23 protein-coding genes and 4 tRNA genes are annotated in these 22,979 nt (G+C 66.4%); 11 read left to right on the forward strand and 16 right to left on the reverse strand.

Annotated elements, in window-relative coordinates:
- Positions 1-25: 25 nt before the first annotated feature.
- From PT015_RS14365 to PT015_RS14375, 3 genes are read right to left on the reverse strand one after another with little or no spacing between them, the layout of a single operon-like run.
- Complete coding sequence (locus PT015_RS14365) at positions 26-1,108, reverse strand: acyl-CoA dehydrogenase family protein (protein WP_285185317.1); 1,083 nt, start codon at positions 1,106-1,108, stop codon at positions 26-28.
- Positions 1,095-2,000, reverse strand: coding sequence for an acyl-CoA dehydrogenase family protein (locus tag PT015_RS14370; protein WP_285185318.1), 906 nt, complete (start codon positions 1,998-2,000; stop codon positions 1,095-1,097). The genes PT015_RS14365 and PT015_RS14370 overlap by 14 nt, the downstream gene beginning before the upstream one ends.
- Positions 1,978-3,390 (reverse strand): class I adenylate-forming enzyme family protein, encoded by a 1,413-nt coding sequence (locus PT015_RS14375; RefSeq protein ID WP_285185320.1) that lies wholly within the window; start codon positions 3,388-3,390, stop codon positions 1,978-1,980. Before PT015_RS14375 ends, PT015_RS14370 begins: the two co-directional genes overlap by 23 nt.
- A gap of 72 nt (positions 3,391-3,462) precedes the next feature.
- Here PT015_RS14375 and PT015_RS14380 point away from each other — a divergent pair, with 72 nt between their 5' ends.
- Complete coding sequence (locus PT015_RS14380; RefSeq protein ID WP_285185322.1) at positions 3,463-4,479, forward strand: ferredoxin--NADP reductase; 1,017 nt, start codon at positions 3,463-3,465, stop codon at positions 4,477-4,479.
- A 35-nt stretch (positions 4,480-4,514) separates the two neighbouring features.
- Complete coding sequence (locus PT015_RS14385; protein ID WP_285185323.1) at positions 4,515-4,967, forward strand: TIGR03618 family F420-dependent PPOX class oxidoreductase; 453 nt, start codon at positions 4,515-4,517, stop codon at positions 4,965-4,967.
- Positions 4,968-5,026: 59 nt separating this feature from the next.
- On the opposite strand, the gene PT015_RS14390 is transcribed toward PT015_RS14385, so the two are convergent.
- Positions 5,027-5,926 (reverse strand): SDR family oxidoreductase, encoded by a 900-nt coding sequence (locus PT015_RS14390; protein ID WP_285185324.1) that lies wholly within the window; start codon positions 5,924-5,926, stop codon positions 5,027-5,029.
- Between the two features lie 164 nt (positions 5,927-6,090).
- On the opposite strand from PT015_RS14390, the gene PT015_RS14395 reads away from it, so the two are divergent.
- Positions 6,091-6,981 carry a LysR family transcriptional regulator gene (locus tag PT015_RS14395; protein ID WP_285185326.1) on the forward strand — a complete coding sequence of 297 codons (891 nt, stop codon included), beginning with the start codon at positions 6,091-6,093 and terminating at the stop codon, positions 6,979-6,981.
- Here the strand turns inward: PT015_RS14395 and PT015_RS14400 are convergent, their stop codons facing one another.
- The 4 genes from PT015_RS14400 to PT015_RS14415 all read right to left on the reverse strand — a co-directional run bounded on the left by PT015_RS14400 (position 6,982) and on the right by PT015_RS14415 (position 9,931).
- Positions 6,982-7,938 carry an LLM class F420-dependent oxidoreductase gene (locus PT015_RS14400; protein ID WP_285185328.1) on the reverse strand — a complete coding sequence of 319 codons (957 nt, stop codon included), beginning with the start codon at positions 7,936-7,938 and terminating at the stop codon, positions 6,982-6,984.
- Positions 7,939-8,028: 90 nt separating this feature from the next.
- Positions 8,029-8,841 carry a methyltransferase domain-containing protein gene (locus tag PT015_RS14405; RefSeq protein WP_285185329.1) on the reverse strand — a complete coding sequence of 271 codons (813 nt, stop codon included), beginning with the start codon at positions 8,839-8,841 and terminating at the stop codon, positions 8,029-8,031.
- Positions 8,842-8,902: 61 nt separating this feature from the next.
- Positions 8,903-9,559 (reverse strand): M15 family metallopeptidase, encoded by a 657-nt coding sequence (locus tag PT015_RS14410; RefSeq protein ID WP_285185330.1) that lies wholly within the window; start codon positions 9,557-9,559, stop codon positions 8,903-8,905.
- A gap of 24 nt (positions 9,560-9,583) precedes the next feature.
- Complete coding sequence (locus PT015_RS14415; protein ID WP_285185331.1) at positions 9,584-9,931, reverse strand: hypothetical protein; 348 nt, start codon at positions 9,929-9,931, stop codon at positions 9,584-9,586.
- A gap of 134 nt (positions 9,932-10,065) precedes the next feature.
- Here PT015_RS14415 and PT015_RS14420 point away from each other — a divergent pair, with 134 nt between their 5' ends.
- Complete coding sequence (locus tag PT015_RS14420) at positions 10,066-11,292, forward strand: cytochrome P450 (RefSeq protein ID WP_285185333.1); 1,227 nt, start codon at positions 10,066-10,068, stop codon at positions 11,290-11,292.
- A 4-nt stretch (positions 11,293-11,296) separates the two neighbouring features.
- Here the strand turns inward: PT015_RS14420 and PT015_RS14425 are convergent.
- The 3 genes from PT015_RS14425 to PT015_RS14435 form a co-directional block, all read right to left on the reverse strand.
- Positions 11,297-11,370, reverse strand: a tRNA-Phe gene (locus PT015_RS14425).
- A gap of 40 nt (positions 11,371-11,410) precedes the next feature.
- Positions 11,411-11,487 (reverse strand) — tRNA-Asp (locus tag PT015_RS14430).
- Positions 11,488-11,526: 39 nt separating this feature from the next.
- Positions 11,527-11,599, reverse strand: a tRNA-Glu gene (locus PT015_RS14435).
- A 112-nt stretch (positions 11,600-11,711) separates the two neighbouring features.
- Between PT015_RS14435 and PT015_RS14440 the strand changes: the two genes are divergently transcribed.
- Positions 11,712-11,787 (forward strand) — tRNA-Lys (locus PT015_RS14440).
- Between the two features lie 7 nt (positions 11,788-11,794).
- On the opposite strand, the gene PT015_RS14445 is transcribed toward PT015_RS14440, so the two are convergent.
- Entirely contained in the window at positions 11,795-12,697 is a 903-nt protein-coding gene (locus tag PT015_RS14445; protein ID WP_285185334.1) for a class I SAM-dependent methyltransferase, read from the reverse strand.
- Between the two features lie 55 nt (positions 12,698-12,752).
- Here PT015_RS14445 and PT015_RS14450 point away from each other — a divergent pair, with 55 nt between their 5' ends.
- Complete coding sequence (locus PT015_RS14450; RefSeq protein ID WP_285185335.1) at positions 12,753-13,226, forward strand: nucleoside deaminase; 474 nt, start codon at positions 12,753-12,755, stop codon at positions 13,224-13,226.
- Here the strand turns inward: PT015_RS14450 and PT015_RS14455 are convergent.
- On the reverse strand, positions 13,208-14,194 hold the full coding sequence (locus PT015_RS14455; protein ID WP_285185336.1) for an oxygenase MpaB family protein: 987 nt from the start codon (positions 14,192-14,194) through the stop codon (positions 13,208-13,210). The genes PT015_RS14450 and PT015_RS14455 overlap by 19 nt on opposite strands.
- Before the next feature lie 68 nt (positions 14,195-14,262).
- Here PT015_RS14455 and PT015_RS14460 point away from each other — a divergent pair, with 68 nt between their 5' ends.
- The 5 genes from PT015_RS14460 (at position 14,263) to phoU (ending at position 20,200) form a co-directional block, all read left to right on the forward strand.
- On the forward strand, positions 14,263-14,847 hold the full coding sequence (locus PT015_RS14460; protein ID WP_285185338.1) for a TetR/AcrR family transcriptional regulator: 585 nt from the start codon (positions 14,263-14,265) through the stop codon (positions 14,845-14,847).
- A 76-nt stretch (positions 14,848-14,923) separates the two neighbouring features.
- Positions 14,924-15,943, forward strand: coding sequence for an acyl-ACP desaturase (locus tag PT015_RS14465; RefSeq protein ID WP_390887817.1), 1,020 nt, complete (start codon positions 14,924-14,926; stop codon positions 15,941-15,943).
- Positions 15,944-15,997: 54 nt separating this feature from the next.
- Positions 15,998-17,083: a tRNA dihydrouridine synthase DusB gene (gene dusB, locus PT015_RS14470; RefSeq protein WP_285191121.1), complete on the forward strand. Its 1,086-nt coding sequence runs from the start codon at positions 15,998-16,000 to the stop codon at positions 17,081-17,083.
- Between the two features lie 168 nt (positions 17,084-17,251).
- Entirely contained in the window at positions 17,252-19,429 is a 2,178-nt protein-coding gene (locus PT015_RS14475; protein ID WP_285185340.1) for an LCP family protein, read from the forward strand.
- Between the two features lie 102 nt (positions 19,430-19,531).
- A complete protein-coding gene (gene phoU, locus PT015_RS14480) occupies positions 19,532-20,200 on the forward strand; it encodes a phosphate signaling complex protein PhoU (protein ID WP_285185341.1) in 669 nt (222 codons plus the stop codon).
- Between the two features lie 12 nt (positions 20,201-20,212).
- On the opposite strand, the gene pstB is transcribed toward phoU, so the two are convergent.
- From pstB to pstC, 3 genes are read right to left on the reverse strand one after another with little or no spacing between them, the layout of a single operon-like run.
- Entirely contained in the window at positions 20,213-20,989 is a 777-nt protein-coding gene (gene pstB, locus PT015_RS14485; RefSeq protein ID WP_285185342.1) for a phosphate ABC transporter ATP-binding protein PstB, read from the reverse strand.
- A complete protein-coding gene (gene pstA / locus PT015_RS14490) occupies positions 20,982-21,914 on the reverse strand; it encodes a phosphate ABC transporter permease PstA (protein WP_285185343.1) in 933 nt (310 codons plus the stop codon). The genes pstB and pstA overlap by 8 nt, the downstream gene beginning before the upstream one ends.
- A complete protein-coding gene (gene pstC, locus PT015_RS14495; protein WP_285185345.1) occupies positions 21,911-22,936 on the reverse strand; it encodes a phosphate ABC transporter permease subunit PstC in 1,026 nt (341 codons plus the stop codon). The genes pstA and pstC overlap by 4 nt, the downstream gene beginning before the upstream one ends.
- Positions 22,937-22,979 lie beyond the last annotated feature (43 nt).

Consider the following 22,979-nt stretch of genomic DNA (forward strand, 5'->3'; position numbering starts at 1 on the left):
GCTCCGCCCGCGCTCGCGATCACTCCTACAATCCCAAGATTCGCGAGGCGATGATGTTCTTCTGGATCTGCGATGTGCCGCCCATGACGCTTTGCGCGCGGCTGTAGAAATAGGCTTCGAGCAGGTTGGGATCGTCAATGCCGCACACCGCGAGGGCGGCATGCCCGACCGATTGCTCGACCCACGTCATCAGCAGCTTGTCCAGCGACCCGTCCGAAGTGTGTGTCACCCCGTCGAGTTGCTCGGACAACCGTCGTCGCACGTGGTGGGTCAGCATCTCGACTTGCACTGCGGCCCAGCCGAGTTCCTCGTTGGGCGAGCCGTTGCTTCGGGCAGCCAGCTGGCGGACCAGCTTGCCGTAACGTGCCGCGAACCCCAGGGTCGAGGGTTCCCGCTCGTGGCCCACCACGGTCATGGCGAGTGGCCATCCCTCCCCCGGCGCCCCGACCATGTTCTCGGCCGGAACCGTCGCGCCGTCGAAGTGCACCTGACCGAATTCCTTGGTCACGCCGCTGATCATCTGTAGCGGACGCTGTTGCACGCCAGGCTGTTTCATCGGAACGATGAACGCCGAGATACCGCGGTGGCGCTTGACTTCCGGATCGGTGCGCGCCAGCAGTAGACACCAGTCGGCGACATCGGAGTAGCTGGTCCAAATCTTGTGCCCGTTGATCACGTAGTGCTCGCCCTCGCGGACGGCGGTGGTGGTCAGCGACGCGAGGTCGGATCCGGAGCCCGGTTCGCTGAAGCCCTGGCACCACCGCTCACTACCGTTGATCATTGCCGGCAGGAAGCGGTCACACAGCTCCTTGCTGGCGTGTCGGCTGAAGCCCGCGACCAGGTAGCCGAGGCTGGGCCGGGCCGGGGCCTCGGCGCGGGCCAACTCCTCGTCGAGGATGACGTCGTACACCGGCGGCAACTCCTGACCGCCGTACTCGCGCGGCCAGGACAGCCCGAAAAAACCGCCCTCGTACAGGGCACGATGCCAGTCGCCCTGGCGGGCCCAATACTCGTCACCGGAGGTGGGAAACTCCTTGGCGTGCCGGGAAAGCCAGGTGCGCAGCCGATCGCGGAAAGCCGCTTCGTCGGTCGAGTCACGGAAGTCCAACGCTGATCTCCTCCAGCTTGACGGGCCACAGTTGGGTCGAGGTGAGCGCGCGGCGCAGGAAGACGTGCGCCAGGCATTCCCAGGTGTTGCCGATGCCGCCGTGCACCTGGATCGCCGTCTCGCAGACGGTCCGCGCGGCGCGCGCACAGTAGACCTTGGCGAATTGGCCGGCTCGGATTGCCTCCGCCGGGTCGAGTGCGTCGACCGCCCAGGCGGCATGCCGCGAAATGCTCACCGAGCCCTCGATCAGGGCCAGACTCTCAGCGAGCAGGTGCGCGACGGCCTGGTACGAGCCGATCGAATTGCCATACTGCTCACGGATTTTCGCGTACTCGACCGCCAGTGAATGCGCCCCGCGCGCCGCGCCGACCAGGTCGGCCGACGTGGTGGCCAGTGCCAGAGCGTGCCAGCGCTGCGCGGCATCATCATCGAGATCGCCTACCGTGGAAGCATTTCCGCCGAGATCGGCGCGGGAGCGGGTCAGGTCGACGGTGTCCAGAGGAACGCCCACGTCGACGGCCGACACCGTCGCGCCGTCCAGCCTCAGCGCACGGCCGTAGCCTCGCGCGTCGATCGCGTGCCCGTCTACCGCGACAGTCGAACCCGCGCCGTCCTCGCCCAGCCGCCGGGCCAGGTCGTCGGCGAGAACCGGGCCCAGGAAGGGGGCGTCGACCAGCCCGCGGCCGAACTCCTCGGCGACGATGGCCACCTCGACGGCAGAGGCTTCGTCAGAGCGCAGCGACCGCCAGCCGGTGATCTGAATCTGCTTGTCGAGCCGGGCGATTCGCTCGGCATCGCCTAGGTCCTGCACGGACCCAGGTCCGAGGTCGTCGGCCAGTTTTGCGGCCGCGTCACGCAACTGCTGCTGTTCAGCGGTCAGACGTACATCCATAGCGCTCCTTGAGGACTCGGCGCAGCACCTTCCCGGAAGGCAGCCGAGGAATTTCGGGCACGAACACAACACGACTCACACGTTTGTAGGACGCCAGACGCTCGGCTACCCGGGCAGCCAACTCGTCGGCGTCGACCGTTTCGCGGGCGGCGACGGCGGCCACCACCACCTCGCCGTCGAGACCGTCCGCGATGCCGAACACCGCGCAGTCGTCGACGGCGGGATGTTCGTGCAGCACGGCCTCGATCTCCGCTGGGGCGACCTGGAAACCGCGGACCTTGATCATTTCTTTGGACCGGTCGGTGATCCGCAGCCATCCGTCGCCGCCCAGGTAGCCGACGTCACCGGTTCGATACCAGCTCTCGCACAACACATCTCGAGTCGCCTCGGCTGGCAGGTAGCCGGCCATCAGCGAGTCCGCTCGCGCCTGTATCTCGCCGATCTCTCCCGGACCGACCGGCGCACCGGTCTGCATCGACACCACCCGCAGGTCCACACCGGGAACCGCGCGACCCACTGAGTCGAGGCGGGCGCCGTCGATCGGGTTGCAGGCGATCACCGGTAACTCGGTGGCGCCGTAGGCGGGCACCCATTCGACGCCGGTACGGCGGGTCACCGTCTCGGCGACACTGGCGTTGACCGGCGTCGCGCCCCACATGATGAACCGCAGCGAGGACAGGTCGTAGGTCTCCAGCCGCGGGTGTGACGCAATGGCCAAAGCGATTGGTGCGACGGCCATTTCGATCGTGATTCGATCATCCTCGATGTGCTGCAGCACCCGATCGATATCGAACCGGCGGTGCAGCCGCATCCACACCCCCGTCTGCAATGCCGTCACGATGTTCAGCAGACCGAGAATGTGCGACGGCGGCGTGGCGATCTGGATGCGATCGCGATCGGTCAGACCCAGCGCGGTGCGCCAGTGCTCCACAGCGACCTGCAACGAATGATGCGTGTGGCGAACGGCTTTCGGCAAACCCGTCGTCCCCGAGCTGAACGCGAGCACCGCGTCGGCATCGGGCACAGCAGCCGGGGCCGGCACCGGTTCAGCGGGGCTGATCGGCTCGTCGAGATGCAGCATCGGCATCAACTCGGCCAGCACCTCATGGTCGCCGACGGCGTGCGAGGGGTGCGTCAGTGCCAGCGCGTGCTCGACCTCGTGCCGCTTCCACGCCGGGCTGATCAGTACGACCACCGCCCCCAGTCGCCAGATCGCGAGCAGCGCGACGACGAACTCGGGGCGGTTCGATGCCATCAACACAACCCGCGCACCGGCCGTCACGCCCCGACCGCGCAGTGTGTGGGCCAGGCCTTCCGACAACGCCTCGAGCTGCGGCAACGTGTAGTGCCGCTCCTCGAAGACCAGCGCGGTCGGCGACGTCGAAGGCATTGAGAAGATCCTATCGTTTTGAGAGAATAGTATTCTCTCAGGCGAAGAACGCAAAGTGTGGAAGGTGTGCGGATGGCGGAACGCCACGTGTTCCAGCAGGCCAGGGTGACCCGGATCGTCAAGGAGTCCGCGGACAGCCGTACCTACGTGCTCGCCCCGGCCGAACAGCCGTTCACCTATAAGGCCGGGCAGTTCAGCACCTTCAAGGTCACCGTCGACGGCGAGGACCTCTACCGGTCGTACTCGATGTCGAGCGCGCCGGAGACCGATGCCGAGCTGATGACCACGGTCAAGCGGGTCGCCGGCGGCGCGGTGTCGAACTGGTTGGTGGACAATGTGTCTGAGGGCGACGAGCTGACCATGACCCGCGCAGCGGGGACCTTCGTGCTGGGTGGGTCGTCGGCGCCGCTGCTCGCATTCGCAGGCGGCAGCGGTGTCACGCCGATACTGTCGCTGGCCAAGAGCGCGCTGTCCGGCACCGACCGGGCGGTGCGCATTCTGTGCGCCGACCGGGACCGGGATTCGGTGATCTTCGATGCGGTGCTCGACGACCTGGTCGCGCGGTACCCGGGTCGACTGACGGTGCAGCGCCACCTCGACGACGCCGACGGGCTGCTCGATTCCGCAGGCGTCACGGCTTTCGTCGGCGCGGACACCGGGGCCGATTGTTATGTCTGCGGGCCGGAAGGATTCATGGCCGTGGTGCGGGCGGCGCTGCCGGACACCGCGACCGTCCTGGTCGAGGATTTCGATGCGTCGCCGCCGGTCAAGGCACCCGCGCCCGAGGTGTCCGAGGCTGCCGGCGACGTCGATACCGGCGGCACGGTGAACATCCGGCTGGACCGCAAGAAGGTGTCGGTGCCGCGGGTGCCCGGCGAGACGCTGCTGGAGAGCGCGCGACGGGCCGGACTGTCACCGCCGTTCAGTTGCGAGGCCGGCAACTGCGGGACATGCATGGCCAAGCTGATCGAGGGCGAGGCCACCATGCGCACCAACGATGTGCTCGAGGAAGACGAGATCGAGGATGGCTACACCCTGACCTGTCAGGCCGTGCCGGACACCGCGTCGATCACGGTCGAGTACGAGTAGGGAATGAATCGCGGCCGTTGTGGGCTGAAGCACACATGGCCGACCTACCCGCCTTCACCGATGTCGCCTCCGCCGATCAAGGCCTCGTCGTCTTCACCACGCTGCGCCGCGACGGCAGCGCCCAGGCGTCCGTCGTCAACGCCGGAGTGCTCCCCCACCCGCTGACCGGCGAGCCGGTCGTCGGGCTGGTCGCCATCGGCGGTGCCCGCAAGCTCGCGCATCTACGGGCCGATCCCCGCACGACCGTCACCGCCCGCAGCGGCTGGCAGTGGGCCACCGTCGAGGGGCTCGCTCAGCTGATCGGACCCGACGACCCGCATCCCGACGTGGACGACGAGCGGCTGCGGGTGCTGCTTCGCGAGATATTCACCGCGGCCGGCGGAACCCACGACGACTGGGACACCTACGACCAGACGATGCGCGAGCAGCGTCGCACCGCGGTGTTGATCTCGCCGACCCGCGTCTACACCAACCCGTCGCGCGATTAGCACGTTGACTCTGCGCCTACGGCGCAAAAGGGCGAGTGAGCAACGCCGTCACCGCAGAGTCAACGGTCGCTGTCGAAATAATGACCAGACTCCAGATCCTCAAGCAGCCCTGGGTGTTTTGGCTTCCAGTCCAGCAGCTTCTGGGTCAGCTCGCTGGACGTCGCGTCGTCCAATCCGGCGAACCCGGCCAGAAATCCGAAGTGTTCCGGAGCCTCTTCGAGGGCGATGCTCTTGGTCGGCAGATCCAAACGCCGGCCGACCAATTCAGCGATGTCGCGGAACGCCACACCTTCGTCGGCGACGCCGTGCAAACGCGTTCCGGCCGGGGCCTTTTCCAGGGCCAACCGGTAGAGACGGGCCGCGTCGAAGGTGTGCACTCCGGGCCAGCGGTTGGCGCCATCGCCGATGTAGGCGGAGACACCGGCCTTGCGGGCGCAGTCGATGATGTGGTGGGCGAACCCGTGATGGTCCAGGTCGCTGTGCACCAGTGGCGACAATCGGATGACCGACGACCGAACACCCTTGTCCGCCAATGCGATTGTGGCGTTCTCCGCATCGATCCGGGGCCCGGCCGGCAGGGTGTCGCTTTCCGTGGCGTGGCGACCTTCGACGAACGCGACCATCAGGGTTCCCCCGGTGGTGACAAGGGGCTTGTCGGATCCGACTAGTGCCTCGCCGAGCGTTTCGACGGCGATCCGGTCTGATTCGACCGAGCCGAGGAAGTCGTCGAAGTCGTGCTTGAACGCGAGGTGGATGACGCCGTCAGATGCGGCGGCGGCCTGACGTAGGCCGTCGAGGTCGTCGAGATCGCCGCGGTGTACCTCGGCACCCCACTTGCGCAGCGTCGCGGCCCCCTGGTCCGAGCGCGACAGGCCGACGACTTGGTGGCCGGCCTGAAGCAGTTCGGGTACGACCGCCGACCCGATGTGGCCCGTCGCGCCGGTGACGAAAACTCGCATGATGAACTCCCTGAGACGATGTTGAAGCGGTAACCCCACCCTGCGTCGCGGCATCGGATGCGTCCAAGGCTCGTTTCGAATAGCTCAATACCGATCAGGCATCACCACAGCTGGACGCTGCTCTGTGGGGGCGTCGGGGCCGGTCAGGCAGTTACGCTTCAGGTATGGAAGATGCGTCGGTCGATCTCGACCTGCGGCTGGTGCGCTACTTCGTCGTGGTGGCCGAGCATCGACACTTCGGCCGCGCGGCGTCCGCGTTGCGGGTGGCGCAACCGTCGCTGAGTCGCCAAATCCGCCGTCTAGAACAGCAATTGGGCGCCCGCCTGCTGGACCGCACTCCGCAGGGCACCCAACTGACCGAAGCCGGCGAGGTCTTTCTACCGGCGGCCAAGGCCTTGCTGCGCTCGGCGATCCGAGCGGCCGCGGAGACCCGCGCCGCCGCTCAGCCCAGCCGAATCACCGTCGGCTACACGATGGGGCTGATCGTCACGCCGGCTGTGCTCGAGATGCGGCGCCTTCATCCGGACGCGGATGTCAGGGCCATCCATCTGGACTGGAATGTCGCTCGCCAGTCGTTGCTCGATCACCGAGTGGACGCGGTGGTGACCCGGCTGCCGTTTCCGACCGACCAACTGCACGTCACGATCCTGTACGACGAGCCCCGAGTGGTGGTCGTGCCGCGGAATCATCGGCTCGCGGGCAAGGAGTCGATCACGATCGACGACATCGCCGACGAGCCGATGCCGCGCATCCGCGACTCGGATCCGGCGTGGAGCGCCTTCTGGCGCGTCGATCCGCGCCCGGATGGACGACGCGCGCCCGACGGGCCGTTCATCGAGGCGCTCGAGGATAAGTTCGAGGTGATCGCGGCCGGTCAGGCGGTGGCAATCACGGCCAGCGGCCCACACATCGGCGCTCTGCGCCCGGATCTGACCACGATTCCGCTGGAGGGCGTCGAACCCAGCCACGTCGTGGTCGCCTGCCGCGCCGACGACCGCAGCCGGCTCGTCGCGGCCTTTCGCAGGCTGGCCGAGCAACACCTCACGGCGCCCTAGTCAGCGCAGCTGCTTGCCCAGTTCCGCGATGACCTCGCGGGTACGCCGCTTGGACGCGATGAGTTCGTCTCGGTTGTCACCGATGGGCAGCAGTCGCACCGACAGGTCGGTCACGCCGGCGTCGGCGAATCGGCGCATCCGCGCGAGGATGGCCTCTTCGTCGCCGGCCGCGCAGATGTCGCCGACGTCGCGGGCGTCGCCGTAGTCGAGCAGCCGCTGGTAGTTCGGCGATACCTCGGCCTCGCCGAGGATCTTGTTCGCCCGCTCCTTGGCCGCATCCACTTCGTTTGTCGCGCAGAGGCATACCGGGATTCCCGCGACGATGCGTGGTGCAGGGCGGCCGGCGTTGTCGGCCGCCTTGGTGATGCGCGGGACCACATGCTCGGCGACGGATCGCTCGTCGGCCATCCACAGCACGGTGCCGTCGGCGTGCTCACCGGCCAGCGCCAGCATCACCGGGCCGAGCGCGGCGACGAACACTTGCAACGGCGCCACCGGGGCCAGGTCGTTCGGGTTGTGCACGGTGAAGTGGTCGTTCTCCACGTCGATTTGGCCCGGGCCGGCGAAGGCCGCACGTAGCACCTCGAGGTAGTCACGGGTGTACGCGGCCGGCTTCTCGTAGGGCAGGCCAAGCATGTCCTGGATGATCCAGTGGTGCGACGGCCCGACACCCAGCGCCAACCGGCCTCCGGTCGCGGCGTGCGTCGATAAAGCCTGACGCGCCAACGCAATCGGATGCTGGGCCTGCAACGGGACGACGGCGGTGCCGAGCTCGATGCGGGTGGTCCTGGTACCCATCAGCGCGACGGCCAGCAAAGCGTCAAAGTCGTTGGGCACCTGCGGAATCCAGGCAGTGTCCATGCCTACAGCTTCGGCCCATTCGATGTCGGCAAGCAGCTTGCCGACCTTACGCGCGGAATCACCACGCTCGGCGCCGATCATTACTCCGAGACGCACGGCTCCTCCAAAGTGTCGTTATCTGTCACCGATAACGTACTTGCCAAAAAAGAGAATGCCAATACCGTGCCGCTGAGCAGCGAAAATGAGTCAGGCGCGACAGATGAGCTGACCCGTCGGGATGGAGAACCAGCCATCGGGGGTGGCGGTCCACTCCCGCCATGCCGCCGAGATCTCTTCGAGCTCCGCGCGGGTGGCCAGGCCCGAGTCGATCAACTGCCTCGTCAGATCCGACTCGAGAATGCGGTCCGCCCACATGCCGCCCCACCAATCGCGGGTCGCCGGTGTCGCGTAGGCCTGCAACGTGCCGGTGGGGGTGATGTCCTCGAACCCAGCCTGCCTGGCCCACGATAAGAGCCGTCGCCCGGCATCGGGCTCGCCGCCGTTGGCGCGGGCCGCCGTCACGTAGAGGGTCATCCAGCGATCCAGCGCCGGCAACTGCGGGAACCATATGAAGCCGCCGTAGTCGGAGTCGCGGACGGCGACGATGCCGCCCGGCTTGCACACCCGTCGCATCTCACGCAGCGCATGCACCGGGTCCGCGACGTGCTGCAGCACCTGGTGCGCGTGCACGACGTCGAAGGTGTCGTCGGCAAAGACCAATGCGTGGACGTCCGACGCTACGAACTCGATGTTGGACTGGCCGCGCTCCTGTGCTTCGGCGCGAGCCAAATCCAAAGCATTCTTGGTCATTTCGACGGCAGTGACGTGACCGGGCGCGATTCGGGCGGCGAGGTCGACGGTGATCGTGCCCGGGCCGCAGCCGACGTCGAGCAGAGACATGCCGGGTTGCAGATGTGGCAGCAGGTAGGCCGCGGAATTCTCCGCGGTGCGAACGCGATGACTCCGCAGCACCGACTCGTGGTGCCCGTGGGTGTAGACGGCTTGATAGTTGTCGGCCATAACGCCACGGTACCGCCGACTGTTTCAAAATACGAAACAGCTATCTCAAATTATGGAACGGCTAGTTCACGGGCACGTCGAGGATAGGGCGCTGCGCGCCGGCACCGGCGCCGTCGAAGTGCCACCACTCACCGGAGTACACCGACAGCCCGGCGGCGGCCATCGCGTCGCGCAGCCGTCGCCGATTGGCCTGCTGTCCGATACTGACCCCTTGGGTAGCGAAAGCCGTTGCTCGCGGCGAGAAGTCGTCGAAGTCAGTGCCCATGTCGACGAGGCACTGCGGACACTTCTCGGTCATGTTGCCCAGCGTCACGTCGACCGAGCGGCCCGACTCGTGGCTCTTCGCAAAGTTGCCGGGCTTGGCCACCCACGCCGGGTTCGGCACGATGTCGAACATCTTGACCTGCACGTCGTGCGGGCGGTAGCAGTCCCAGAAGACGAGAAAGTCGCCCGTCGCCGCCAGCGCCTTCGCGGCCGACGCCAGGCCGGGAGCCAGTGACTCGTGCACCAGGCAGCGCGCATTTCTTGGATACAGCTGGGTATGTGTGAAGTTGTTCGGGGTCGCGTAGCGCAGATCGAGCACCGCGTTGGCGACCACCGAGCGGACGTCCACGAATCCCGCCGCCCGTGCCTCGGGACTCAGCGGTGGCACGTCGGCATGGGCGGGCGCGGCGCACGTCACGGCGGCCAGCAGGACGGCGAGCAAAAAGCGACGCATGCGCTCAGTATGCGGCCGCGGCAGTCAGCTCCAGTCGATCGCCGCGGCTCGCTCCCGGACGCCCTCGATGCGGGCCGCGGACTGCGCGGCGACGGCACGCTGCTCGTGTTCCAGTGTGCCGGCCAAGGTTTCGGCCTCCGCGACGATCTGTTTGAGCAGGTCGCGATGGTCCTCGATCATCGTGATGGTCGCATTCCGGATCGCCACCACGGCGGAGCCCCGCGCCTCCGACGGTGAGAAGCCGCTGGTAAGTAGCGGCGGCAGCAGTTGACGCTCGAAGGCCGTCATGTCGCGCGACAAATGGACGTTGAAGGTCGCCAGAAACGGATCCCGGTCGTCGAACTCGACGTTGCAGATCTTGAGCTGGTCCATCGCTGTCCCTTGTGCCGGCGAGGGCGCGACGCGCGGCCCTCTCGAATTACATGTCTGTAGTTTAGCGACGTTTTCGGGCAGGCGGAAAAGCCGGACTTAGGCTGGCAACTCTCGACGCGTCAAAGGAGACCGTCATGACCGTCAGCACCACCGCACGGCGACTTTCCGACGCCGACCTGCCGACGCTGGACTACAGCGCCGACGAGAATCCGGCGCAGGTCTATCCGCGATTGCGCGAGGCGCAGGAGCAGGCGCCCATCGCGCTCGGTCCTTTCGGACCCGAAGTGCTTTCCTACCAGATGGTGCGAACCGTGTTGCGGGACAAGCGCTTCGAGGTTCCGCAGGGCATCGTGCTGCAGGCGCAGGGCGTCACGTCGGGTCCCTTATGGGACAAGGTGATCACCAGCCTGCTGTGCCTGGAGGGCGACGAGCATCGACGACTACGCGGGCTGGTGTCCAAGGCGTTCACCCCGCGAACGGTCGCGAGGCTGCACGACACGATGGTCGGCGTGCTCGACGGCCTCGTCTCCGACATCGCCGAGCGGGGCCACTGCGATGTCGTCGCCGACCTCGCCCGTCCCTACCCGGTGCCGATCATCTGCGCGCTGCTGGGCGCGCCACCGGAGGACTGGCAGCGCTTCGCGTCCTGGGCAGACATCATCTTCCAAGCGTTCAGCTTCACCGCCGACATCGGCGTCCTCGAGTCGTCGGTGATGCAGGCCTGGGGCGAACTCGACGACTACGTCGACAACATGATCGAGCAGCGCCGGCACAGCCTGTCCGACGATCTGATCTCCGACCTGATTCACGCCGAGGACGACGAGGGTCGCCTCGATGCGACCGAACTGCAGATGCTCGCCGGCGGCCTGCTGCTGGCGGGCACCGACACCACCCGCAACCAGGTGGCCGCCTCGGTTCAGGTGCTGTGCGAGCACCCCGATCAGTGGAATCTGCTGCGCGACAGCCCCGATCTTGCGATGCAGGCGGTCGAGGAGACCATGCGCCACTCCCCGGTCGCGGGCGGCGCGCTGCGCCTGGTGGCCGAGGACGCCGAACTGGACGGCTACATCTTTCCGGCCGGGTCGATGGTGCTGGTGAATACCTTTGCCGCCAACCGTGATCCGAGCGTCTACGACGAACCCGATCGCGTCGACATCACCCGCGAGGGGGCGCCGGCGATTTTGACCTTCGGCGCGGGCGTGCACTACTGCCTGGGCGCCAACCTGGCGCGGCGTGAGATCGCCGAGGCGCTGAACGTGTTGACCGCGCGACTGCGCAACCCGCGGATCGTCGGGCCGGTGCCGTGGAAACCGATCGTGAGCCTGAGCGGCCCGAAGAGCCTGCCCATCGAATTCGACTAGACGGTGGCCAGGGCCGGGATCGAACCGGCGACCTTCCGCTTTTCAGGCGGACGCTCGTACCAACTGAGCTACCTGGCCGGAAGGCACTGTGACCAATCCAAGTGCCTCACCACAACGGTGGCGACCCTGACGGGACTCGAACCCGCGACCTCCGCCGTGACAGGGCGGCGCGCTAACCAACTGCGCCACAGGGCCTTGCTCTACTGCTCGCTCCGGCGATACCGCCGCTGCGCGTACCCCCAACGGGATTCGAACCCGTGCTACCGCCGTGAAAGGGCGGCGTCCTAGGCCACTAGACGATGGGGGCCAGAACCGAATTTCTTCGGGGGTACTCACAACGTGGTTCGTTGGAGCCTCGCTAGCTTAGGGCACCGGGGGCCGAATCCTCAAACGGCCACCCGTTATCCTGATGCGTCGCCGCCCCTATAGCTCAGTTGGTAGAGCTACGGACTTTTAATCCGCAGGTCCCAGGTTCGAGCCCTGGTGGGGGCACCACGTCCGATCAGCCCTTCACCGCGTTCAGATAGGTGATGTCAGAGAACGCCTGGGCCAGCTCGTCCTCGGCGTACTGGAAGCCGTTCGCCGCGTGCATCTCGGCGACGCTGCGATGCGACACCTGCCAGCCGCGCGTGGTCAGGTCTTCGATGATGTGGCTGCGCTCGTAGTGGTAGACGAGGTCGTTGAAGTCGACCTCGAAGCCCAACTCGCTCATCCGGTCGTGATGGGCGCGCCACCGCGGGTCGGCGAAAATCGTTGTGTCCGGCACGAATTCGGAAGCGACCTGACTGCCGGCGGCGCTCAGCGCGGTGACGTTGCCGAACAACGCATCCTGCGCCTCCGGTGGCAGATATACGACCAGTCCCTCGGCGCTCCACGCCGACGGGGCCTGCGGATCGAAGCCGGCGGCCCGCAGTGCGGCGGGCCAGTCGTCACGCAGATCGACGGCGACGGTGCGGCGCTCGGCGGTTGGCTCGGCCCCGAGGCCCCGCAGCGTCGACGTCTTGAACTCGATCACCTCCGGCAGGTCGACCTCGTAGACGACGGTGCCGTCCGGCCACGGCAAGCGGTACGCCCGGACGTCCAACCCGGCCGCCAGGATCACCGCCTGCCGGATGCCGTCGTCGCGGGTGGCGTTGACGAAGTAGTCGTCGTAAAAGCGCGTCCGCACGGCCATTCCGCGCCCCATCCGGGCCGGGTCGAAGTCGACGCCGTCGGTAACCGGAATCTCGCCGTTGACCAACCGGGTGTAGACGTCGATGCCGACCGCGCGCACCAACGGGGCCGCGAACGGGTCGTCGATCAGTCCGGCATCTGACGCCAGGGCCCGCTGAGCGGCCACCATAGTGGCGGTTGCGCCCACACTGGTCGCCAGATCCCAGCTGTCGCTTTCGCTACGTTGAGACATCAAATTAATATAGAGCAGCTACTTATTTGCCCGGCTCGCGGACGGAGGACCCGTGATGGACTTCGCGCAACGAACCATCGACTTGGCTCGACGCAACGTCGAGGAGGGCGGCCGACCGTTCGCCACGGTGATCGTCAAAGACGGCGAGGTGCTCGCCGAGAGCGCCAACAGGGTTGCGCAGAGCCATGATCCGACGGCCCACGCCGAGATTCTTGCGATTCGTGACGCGTGCATGAAGCTGGGCACCGAAAACCTGTCGGGCGCAACGATCTACGTACTGGCTCACCCGTGCCCGATGTGCCTGGGCTCGCTGTACTACTGCTCCCCCGACGAGGTCGTGTTCCTGACCCAGCGCGACCAGTACGAGCAGTACTACGTCGACGACCGCAAATACTTCGAACTGTCTACCTTCTACGACGAGTTCAGCAAGGACTGGCAGCAGCGGCGCCTGCCCATGCGCCACGACCCGCGCGACGACGCGATCGACGTCTATCGCGAATGGGAGAAACGTCAGACGTTGGGGCAGTAGTGCTTTGGGTCGTCGCGCTCGTCCAGCGGCGGCAGGTTACGTGCCGGCGTCTGCACCAGCGGGGTGTCGACGGGAATCCGGCCGTTGACCCGGTCGAGGCCGGCCCGGGCCCGCGGGTGCTTGCGGTAGCGCGACGGCACGGCGGTGAATACGAGACGGACCAGGTCGCCGAAGCGGCGGTGCAGCCACTCGTCGCGACGGGACCAGCTGTAGCCCATCAGCGCGCGCACCGGCGGGTCGTACAGGCCGACCGTCACCCAGACGAAGAACGGGTGGAGCAGCTTGCGCTGCAGCGCCCAGAGTGGATTCGGAATCCATTCCGCGAAGGGCGGTTTCGGCAACTCGGCTAGGTTCAGGACCTCGCGTGCGGCGTAGTTGTTCTCCAGCACCTCGCTGCACATGTGATCCCAGTAGGCCTGAAAGTCTTCCCAGGTCTTGGGAACCGGTCGCATGCTCATGCCGTACATCCGGTACCACTCGACATGTTCGTCGAATAGTTGCCGCTTCTGCGCTTCGGTGAGACCACCGCAAAATCGTTCTGCCACATGGATTGTGCCGACGAAGAACGTCGAGTGCGCCCAGTAGAAGACGTCAGGGTTCATCGCGTGATAGCGCCGGCCCTGGCTGTCGGTGCCCTTGATCTCCAGGTGGTAGTCGCGCACCTCGGCCCCGGTGGTCGGCGCGCGGTCGCCGTCGAACACCACCCCGCCGATCGGATACAGCGACCGCAGCAACCTCGGCCAGCGCTCACGGAAGAACGACGAATGGTCCTCGACGGCCGCGCCCAGTTGCGGGTGCATGTTCTGCATCGACCCGGCCCACGGCCCCTGCAGCATGCCGCGCCAGTCACCGAAGTACCGCCAGGTCAGCGAGTCGGGACCGAGTGGCGCCGGGGGCGCCTCATATCCCGTCGGCGAAACCGGGCAACCCTGCGCAACTGGGAACACCTCAGACGTATCTTGAGTCACTAGTTAAGTTTCCTGTACAAATTTGCCCGACTGACTACACGCGTTGTCAGTACCAGCTTAGGAGTGTCGTGCCGTCCGGTCAACGTGCCCGCCGCTGGTCCGGTGTACCCCTCGGGGATCGCCAGGCCCTGCGGCGTGACGAACTCGTCGCCGCCGGCGTGCGCCTGCTCGGCGAGGCCAGCGGCCCTTCGGTGACCGTCCGGGCGGTCTGCCGGCAGGCGGAGCTGACCGAGCGCTACTTCTACGAGAGCTTCGCCGACCGCGATGAGTTCGTCCGTGCCGTCTACGACGACGTGTGCGCCAAGGCGATGTCGGCTCTGATGTCGGCGAAAACGCCGCGCGAGGCCGTCGAGCGGTTTGTGGCGCTGATGGTCGACGATCCGGTCCGAGGCCGCGTGCTGCTGCTGGCCCCGGCGGTCGAGCCGGTGTTGGTCCGCTCGGGTGCGGAGTGGATGCCCAACTTCATCGACCTGCTACAGGCCAAGCTGACCCAGATCAGCGACCCGATTCGACAGAAGATGATCGCCACCAGTCTGATCGGGGGCCTTACCGCGTTGTTCACCGCCTACCTGGACGGACGGCTGGTGGCCACCCGCGAGCAGTTCATCGATTACTGCGTCGACATGCTGCTCAGCAGGGCCGCGACAGGCTAGTCCGAGAAACTTGATGTCACCGACGTACACAGATATATTGACTGAAACCGACAGACACAGATAACTGGGAGGCGTTGTGCCGGAGCTGACAGACCTGGCCCTACTGCACGAACTCGAGCCGGTTGTCGAAAAGGGCATGAACCGTCATCTGAGCATGCACAAGCCCTGGAACCCGCACGACTACATCCCGTGGTCGGATGGCAAGAACTACTACGCGCTCGGCGGGCAGGACTGGGAACCCGGACAGTCGAAGCTCAGCGACGTCGCCCAGGTTGCCATGGTGCAGAACCTGATGACCGAGGACAACCTGCCGTCCTACCACCGCGAGATCGCCATGAATTTCGGCATGGATGGCGCCTGGGGCCAGTGGATCAACCGCTGGACCGCCGAGGAGAACCGGCACGGTATCGCGTTGCGCGACTACCTGGTCGTCACTCGCGCCATCGACCCCGTCGAGCTGGAGCGGCTGCGCCTGGAAGTGGTCAACCGCGGCTTCAGCCCGGGCCAGAACCAGCAGGTCCGGGAGGACCTGTTCGCAGCGAGTCTGTTCGACTCCGTCATCTACGTGACGTTCCAGGAACTGGCCACCCGGATCTCGCACCGCAACACCGGCAAGGCCTGCAACGAGACGATCGCAGACAAGCTGCTGGGCAAGATCTCGGCCGACGAGAACCTGCACATGATCTTCTACCGCGATGTCTCCGAGGCTGGCTTCGAGATCGAGCCGAACCAGGCGATGAGGTCACTTCACAAGGTGCTGCGCAACTTCCAGATGCCCGGCTACCAGGTGCCTGAATTCCGGCGTAAGGCCGTGATGATCGCCGTCGGCGGCGTCTACGACCCGCGCATCCACCTCGACGAGGTCGTCATGCCGGTGCTGCGCAAGTGGCGCATCTTCGAGCGTGAGGACTTCACCGGTGAAGCCGCGATGATGCGTGACGACCTAGCCGTGCTGATCAAGGAACTCGAAGTGTCCTGCGACAAGTTCGAGATATCCAAGCAGCGCCAGCTGGACCGCGAGGCCCGCACGGGCAAGCGGGTCACCGCCGAGGAGCTGCACCACACCGCGGGCACGCTGACCCTCAGCCGGCGGTAGCCCGCCGTGCGGATCGGACCCATCGAGCTGGCCAGCCCGGTGGTGCTGGCCCCCATGGCCGGCGTCACCAACGTCGCCTTCCGAACGCTGTGCCGCGAGCTCGAGCAGGAGCGCGTCGGCACGGTCAGCGGACTGTATGTCTGCGAGATGGTGACCGCGCGCGCCCTCGTCGAGCGGCATCCCGTCACGATGCACATGACGACGTTCTCGGCTGACGAGACCCCGCGGTCGCTGCAGCTGTACACCGTCGACCCGGCTACCACCTATGCCGCGGCGAAGATGATCGCCGACGAGGGTCTCGCCGACCACATCGACATGAACTTCGGCTGCCCGGTACCCAAGGTCACCCGTCGCGGCGGCGGAGCGGCGCTGCCTTACAAGAGGCAGCTGTTCCGTCAGATCGTTGCGGCGGCCGTGCGCGGCACCGAGGGGACCGACATCCCGGTGACGGTCAAGTACCGGATCGGCATTGACGACGAGCACCACACCCACCTCGAGGCCGGCAAGATCGCCGAGTCCGAAGGCGCGGCGGCCGTCGCGCTGCACGCCCGGACCGCGGCCCAGCGGTATTCGGGCACCGCGGACTGGGAGCAGATCGCCCGGCTCAAGGAGCACGTCCAGACCATCCCAGTGCTGGGCAACGGCGATATCTTCGAAGCCAATGACGCGCTGACGATGATGGCCGTGACCGGCTGCGACGGCGTGGTGATCGGGCGTGGCTGCCTGGGACGCCCGTGGCTGTTCGCCGAGCTGTCCGCGGCGTTCACCGGAACTCCGGCGCCCACACCACCGAACCTGGGCGAGGTCGCCGACATCATCCGCCGACACGGCGCGCTGCTCAGCGAACACTTCGGTGAGGACAAAGGCATGCGCGACATGCGCAAGCACATCGCGTGGTACCTGCACGGCTTTCCGGCCGGGTCGGATCTGCGGCGCGCACTCGCCCTGGTCAAGACCCTCGACGAGCTGGACCGACTGCTGGACGGTCTCGACGGGGAGACGCCGTTCCCGACGGCGGCCAACGGGCCGCGAGGCCGCCAGGGATCACCGGCGAAGGTGGCGCTGCCCGAAGGCTGGCTCGCCGACCGCGACGACTGCACGGTCCCGGCCGGGGCCGACGTCATGCACTCCGGCGGCTAACGCCCAGTTACACCGTCGAGATCGTCCCGAGATCGCGTTTATGGTGCGGTCTCTATACGATGTGAATCTTGTTGCATCATGCGCAGATGGCCGAGCCACGTGCCATCATCCGCGCCGCGCCGAAGCGCGCGCTGGAAGCATCACCGGTGATTCGGAGGCCGCTAGGACATGAGTGACGGCGATTCAGCCACTCACGGCCCTGACGGCGATGACTTAGGGCTTACCGGAATTCCGCCGGGATCGCGAGCCGCCGCGCCGTGGGAGCGGTTCGGTGTCGCCCAGACAGCGACCATCGCCCACCGCTGGGTCGGACCGTCGGCCACGCCGGATCCGGTCGAGCACGACGAACCCGCGGCGCGGGATGAGCCGGCGCGGGTCGAGCAACACGACTACGCGGGACACCACGCCGAGGGCGGACTCAGCGTCGCGGATCTGATCGCCAAGATCGGTGGCACGACGGCCGAGCGGCCCCGCCGCCATCACGCCGCCCCGGAGAACGACCCCGTCGCACCGGAACCCACACCACCGGCCCCCCAGGACTACGACGCCTACGAACTGCTGAGCCCGGCGGACTACGCCGACGAACTTCCCGACCTCGACGCCATCCGACGCAAGTCGGTGCTCGGAGACAACTACGCCGAGCCGACCACCGTGCTACCCAAGACCGCGGTCGGCCTGCTCGACGCCCCCGAGCTCGATCTCGACGAGGACCTACCCGAGGTCGCGCCGAAGCCGAAGCGGAGACCGGCATCGAAGCCGAAGGCCAAGCGCCGCAAGCACGGCGGCCTGATGGTGTTCGGCCGCCTGGTGGTGGCCACGGTCGCGGCGGGGGCGCTGGCCATGACCGGTGGCGCGTATCAATGGAGCACCTCGAAGAACCACAAGCTCAACACGATCAGCGCGCTGGACATGGGCTCGCGCGACATCGTCGACCCGAACGCGCAGTTCGGCGACGAGAACTTCCTGATCGTCGGCATGGACTCGCGGGCCGGCGCCAACAGCACGATGGACGTCGGGACGACCGATGATGCCGGCGGTGCGCGCTCGGACACCATCATGCTGGTCAACATCCCGGCCAACCGCAAACGTGTTGTCGCCGTGTCGTTTCCGCGTGACCTGGCCATCACGCCGATCCAGTGCGAATCGTGGAATCCCGACACCTTCGAGTACGGACCGCTCTACGACTCCGACACCAAGAAGTGGGGCCCCAAGAACGTCTACACCGAGACAAAGTTGAACTCGACGTTCTCCTTCGGTGGCCCCAAGTGCCTGGTGAAGGAGATCCAGAAGCTGTCCGGGCTGAGCATCAACCGGTTCATCGCCGTCGACTTCGCCGGCTTCGCCAAGATGGTCGACGCGCTCGGCGGCGTCGAGGTATGCAGCACGACCGCACTGAAGGACTACGAGTTGGGCACCGTGCTGGCGCACGCCGGCCGCCAGCTGATCGACTCGAAGACCGCGCTGAACTACGTGCGGGCCCGCAACATCACGACCGAGAACAACGGCGACTACGGCCGCATCAAGCGTCAGCAGCTGTTCCTGTCCTCGCTGCTGCGTTCGTTGATCTCCAAGGAGACCTTCTTCTCGCTGAGCAAGCTCAACGGCGTCGTCAACATGTTCATCAGCAACAGCTATGTCGACAACATCAAGACCCGCGATCTCGTCCAGCTGGGCCAGTCGGTGCAGGGCATGAACGCCGGCCACGTCTCGTTCGTGACGGTGCCCACCGGCATCACCGACGAGAACGGCGACGAGCCGCCGCGCACCTCAGACATGCGGGCACTGTTCGACTCCATCATCAACGACGACCCGCTGCCCGGCGAAAACGACATGAACGCCACGTCGAGTCCGCCGACCTCGTCGTCGAAAGCGCAGTCCCCCAACGGTTCTCAGACCAGCCAGCCCGCCAACCCGCACCCCGAGCATCTACAGGCCGTCGCCGCCTCGCCGCAGGACGTCACCGTTCAGGTGTCGAACTCGACCTCGAAATCCGGATTGGCCACCACCGCGAGCAATCAGTTGAAGCGCAAGGGATTCCGGGTCAAGTCGCCGGACGACTACCCGAACCCGTTGAAGTCCACCAAGGTGCTGTTCTCGCCGGGCAACGAGGAAGCGGCCGCCACCGTCGCGGGGGCCTTCGCGAACTCGAAGGTCGAGCGGATCACCGGGACCGGGCACGTCATCCAGGTGGTGCTCGGCTCGGACTTCTCGACCGTGGGCGCTCCACCGCCGGCGGGTTCCCCGGTCAGCCTCCAGTTCGAGCGCAACAGCACCACCAGCAGCGCACAGACCAAGCTGCCGGACGACCTGACCGTCACCAACGCCGCCGACACCCACTGCGAGTAGCGCAGCCGCGAATCGGCAGCTCAACGGGCATTCACCGCGAGTTCAGCTTCGCTTCGCGCGGGTTCATGCCCGTTCGGATCTTCGGAACGTACGCTGGTCTTCATGCGCACCGCCTATCACGAGCAGCTCTCTGAGCTCTCGGAACAGCTCGGCGCGATGTGCGGGCTGGCCGGGGCCGCGATGGAGCGGGCCACCCAATCGCTGCTGCAGGCCGACCTGGTCCTCGCCGAGCAAGTCATCTCCGACCACGAGAAGATCGCCGAACTGAGCGCACAGGCCGAGGAGAGCGCTTTCGTGCTGCTCGCCCTGCAAGCGCCGGTCGCCGGCGATCTGCGCTCGATCGTCAGCGCAATCCAGATGGTCGCCGACATCGACCGGATGGGCGCACTCGCGCTGCACGTCGCCAAGATCGCCCGCCGGCGCCACCCGCAGCACACGCTGCCCGAAGAAGTCAACGGCTACTTCGCCGAAATGGGCAGGCTCGCAGTCGATTTGGGCAACAGTGCCGAAGAGGTGCTCCGGTCGCGGGACCCGGAGAAAGCCGCCCGCATCCGCGAAGAAGACGACGCGATGGACGACCTGCACCGCCACCTGTTCACCGTGCTGATGGACCGGGAATGGAAGTACGGCGTGGCCGCCGCGGTCGACGTGACGCTGCTCGGCCGTTTCTACGAGCGCTTCGCCGACCACGCCGTCGAGGTTGCGCGCCGGGTCATCTTTCAGGCCACCGGCCGCTTCCCCGAAGAGGAGCAGGTCGCGCAGTCCGGCTAGGCGCTGCGCGGGTCAGCCGAAGCGGCCCGAGATGTAGTCCTCGGTGGCTTTCTGCGTCGGGTTGGAGAAGATCTTCTCGGTGTCGTCGATCTCGATCAGCCGGCCCGGTTTGCCGACGGCCTCGAGGTTGAAGAAGGCGGTGTGGTCGCTTACCCGGGCCGCCTGCTGCATGTTGTGGGTGACGATCACGATGGTGTAGTCCTGCTTCAACTCGGCGATCAGGTCCTCGATCGCCATGGTCGAGATCGGGTCCAGCGACGAACACGGCTCGTCCATCAGCAGCACGTCGGGCTGGACGGCGATGGCCCGCGCGATACAGAGCCGCTGTTGCTGACCGCCGGAGAGCCCGCCGCCGGGCCGGTCCAGCCGATCCTTGACCTCGTCCCACAGGTTGGCGCCGCGCAGCGCGTACTCGGCGGTGTCGTCCAGCAGTTTCTTGTTGCGCACGCCCTGCAACTTCAGGCCCGCCACGACGTTGTCGCGAATTGACATGGTGGGGAACGGGTTTGGCCGCTGAAAAACCATGCCGATCGCGCGGCGGACGCCCACCGGGTCGATGCCCGAGCCGTAGATGTCGTCGTCGTCGAGCAGCACGGTGCCCTGCATGCGCGCGCCGGGCGTCACCTCGTGCATCCGGTTCAGCGTCCGCAGCACCGTGGTCTTGCCGCAACCCGACGGTCCGATGAAGGCCGTCACACTGCGCGGCAGCACCGAGAGCGAAACGTCGGCGACGGCCTGGAACGCGCCGTAGAAGATGTTGACGTCCTTGAGGTCCAACCGCTTAGCCACCGGAACTCCTACCTGACCTTTCGGATGCGAAGACATGCGAGACGACCCTGGCCACCAGATTAATGACGGCAATCACCACTATCAGCGTCAGGGCGGAACCCCACAGCCGATCCGTAGGAATCGGACTGGTGCCGGCTCCCGCCGACGTCTGGTCGTACATCATGCCGGGCAGTGAGCCCATGAATCCACTGAAGATGTTGAAGTTCATCGCCTGCGAGTAGCCGACCAGGATCAGCAGCGGCGCCGTCTCGCCCATCACCCGCGCCAGTGCCAGAAGGATGCCGGTGATGATGCCGGACATCCCCGCGGGCAGGACGATCTTGGTGATGGTCCGCCAGTTCGGCACGCCCAACGCGTAGCTCGCCTCGCGCAATTCGACCGGGACGATGTGCAGCATCTCCTCGGTGGTGCGCACGATCACCGGGATCATCAGCAACACCAGCGCCAGTGATACCGCGAACCCGGATCGCGGAAACCCGAGCGTCGCGATGCACAGCGCGTAGACGAACAGGGCCGCAACGATGGACGGCACCCCGGTCAGGATGTCGACCATGAAGGTGGTGACCTTGCTCATCGTGCTGCCGCGGCCGTACTCGACGAGGTAGATGGCGACGAAGACGCCGATCGGGATGGAGATGGCGGCACAGACAACGCCCTGCAACACCGTGCCGACGATGGCGTGGTATGCGCCGCCGCCGGCCAGAAACGCGGTCATGTCGGCCTGCGAATGTGTCCACCACACAGTCGATTTCACTGCGCCGAAGCCTTTGGCCACCACCGAGTACAGCACCCACGCCAGCGGGATCAGCGCCACCCCGACCGACAGCGTCACCAGGACCGAGGCCACCCCGTTGGAGGCTCGCCGGCGCAGGCTCACACCGGTGAAGGTGCGAGCCTTGAGGGGGCGGTCCAGGATCGACGTCATCGGACTCGCTTGCCCGAAACAGACTCGCGCGCAACCGCATTCACCATGAACGTGAGCACGAACAGCACCAGGCCCGCGGCGATGTAGGCCCCTGCCTTGTACTGGTTGTTGAATTCGTATGCGGTGGCAGCGATTTTGGTGGCGAAGGTGTAGCCGCCGTCGAACAGCGACCATCCGAATGCCGCCTGAGTGCCCCGCAATATGACCAGCAGCGCAACCGTCTCGCCCAGCGCGCGGCCGAGCCCCAGGATCGCGCCGCTGATGTAGCCGGACCGCCCGAACGGCAACACCGCCGTCTTGACGACCTCCCAGCGGGTCGCCCCGAGCGCCAGCGCCGCCTCGATGTGGCCCTGCGGCGTCTTCATGAACACCTCACGGGTGACCGCGGTGATGATCGGCAGGATCATCACCGCCAGCACGATCCCTGCGGTGAAGATCGTTCCGCCGCCGGATACCGACGCGTTGCCGGTCGCAAACAGGAACACCCCGCCCAGATGGTCGTTGAGCCACGCCGCCACCGGCCGCAGTCGCGGCGCCAGCACATATAGACCCCAGACGCCGTAGATGATCGACGGGACCGCGGCGAGCAGGTCGACCACGTAGGCCAGCGGTCCGGTCACGCGCCGCGGCGAGTACTGCGCGAGAAAGATCGCAATGCCCAGCGCCACCGGCATGGCCAGCACCAGGGCGAACACCGCGATCAGCACCGTCACCTGCAGCAAGTCGAAGACGCCGAACCGCATCGCCTCGGGGTTCGTGGTGTTCCAGTTGCCGCCGTAGGTGAAGAAGTTGACCTGGTTGCGGGTCAGCGCCGGGATCGCGCGGGCCAGCAGGAACAGCCCGATCGCGGCGATCAGCGCGACGATCAGGACGCCGGACCCCTCGGACAGGTTGCGGAACAGCCGGTCGCCCCGGCTGGGCCGCACAGCACCCCAGCTCAAGGGCATGCCGGTCAGCGCGCGCGATGGCGACGTAGCGACGACCTCACCCGAACCGGTCTCGGCTGGATTCGGCGTCGTCACTGGGTCCCCATCACTCGGCTGTTCTGAGCAACAGGGTAATTCG

Origin of the sequence: Candidatus Mycobacterium wuenschmannii (assembly GCF_030252325.1) — a bacterium.
GTDB classification, from domain to species: Bacteria; Actinomycetota; Actinomycetes; order Mycobacteriales; family Mycobacteriaceae; genus Mycobacterium; species Mycobacterium wuenschmannii.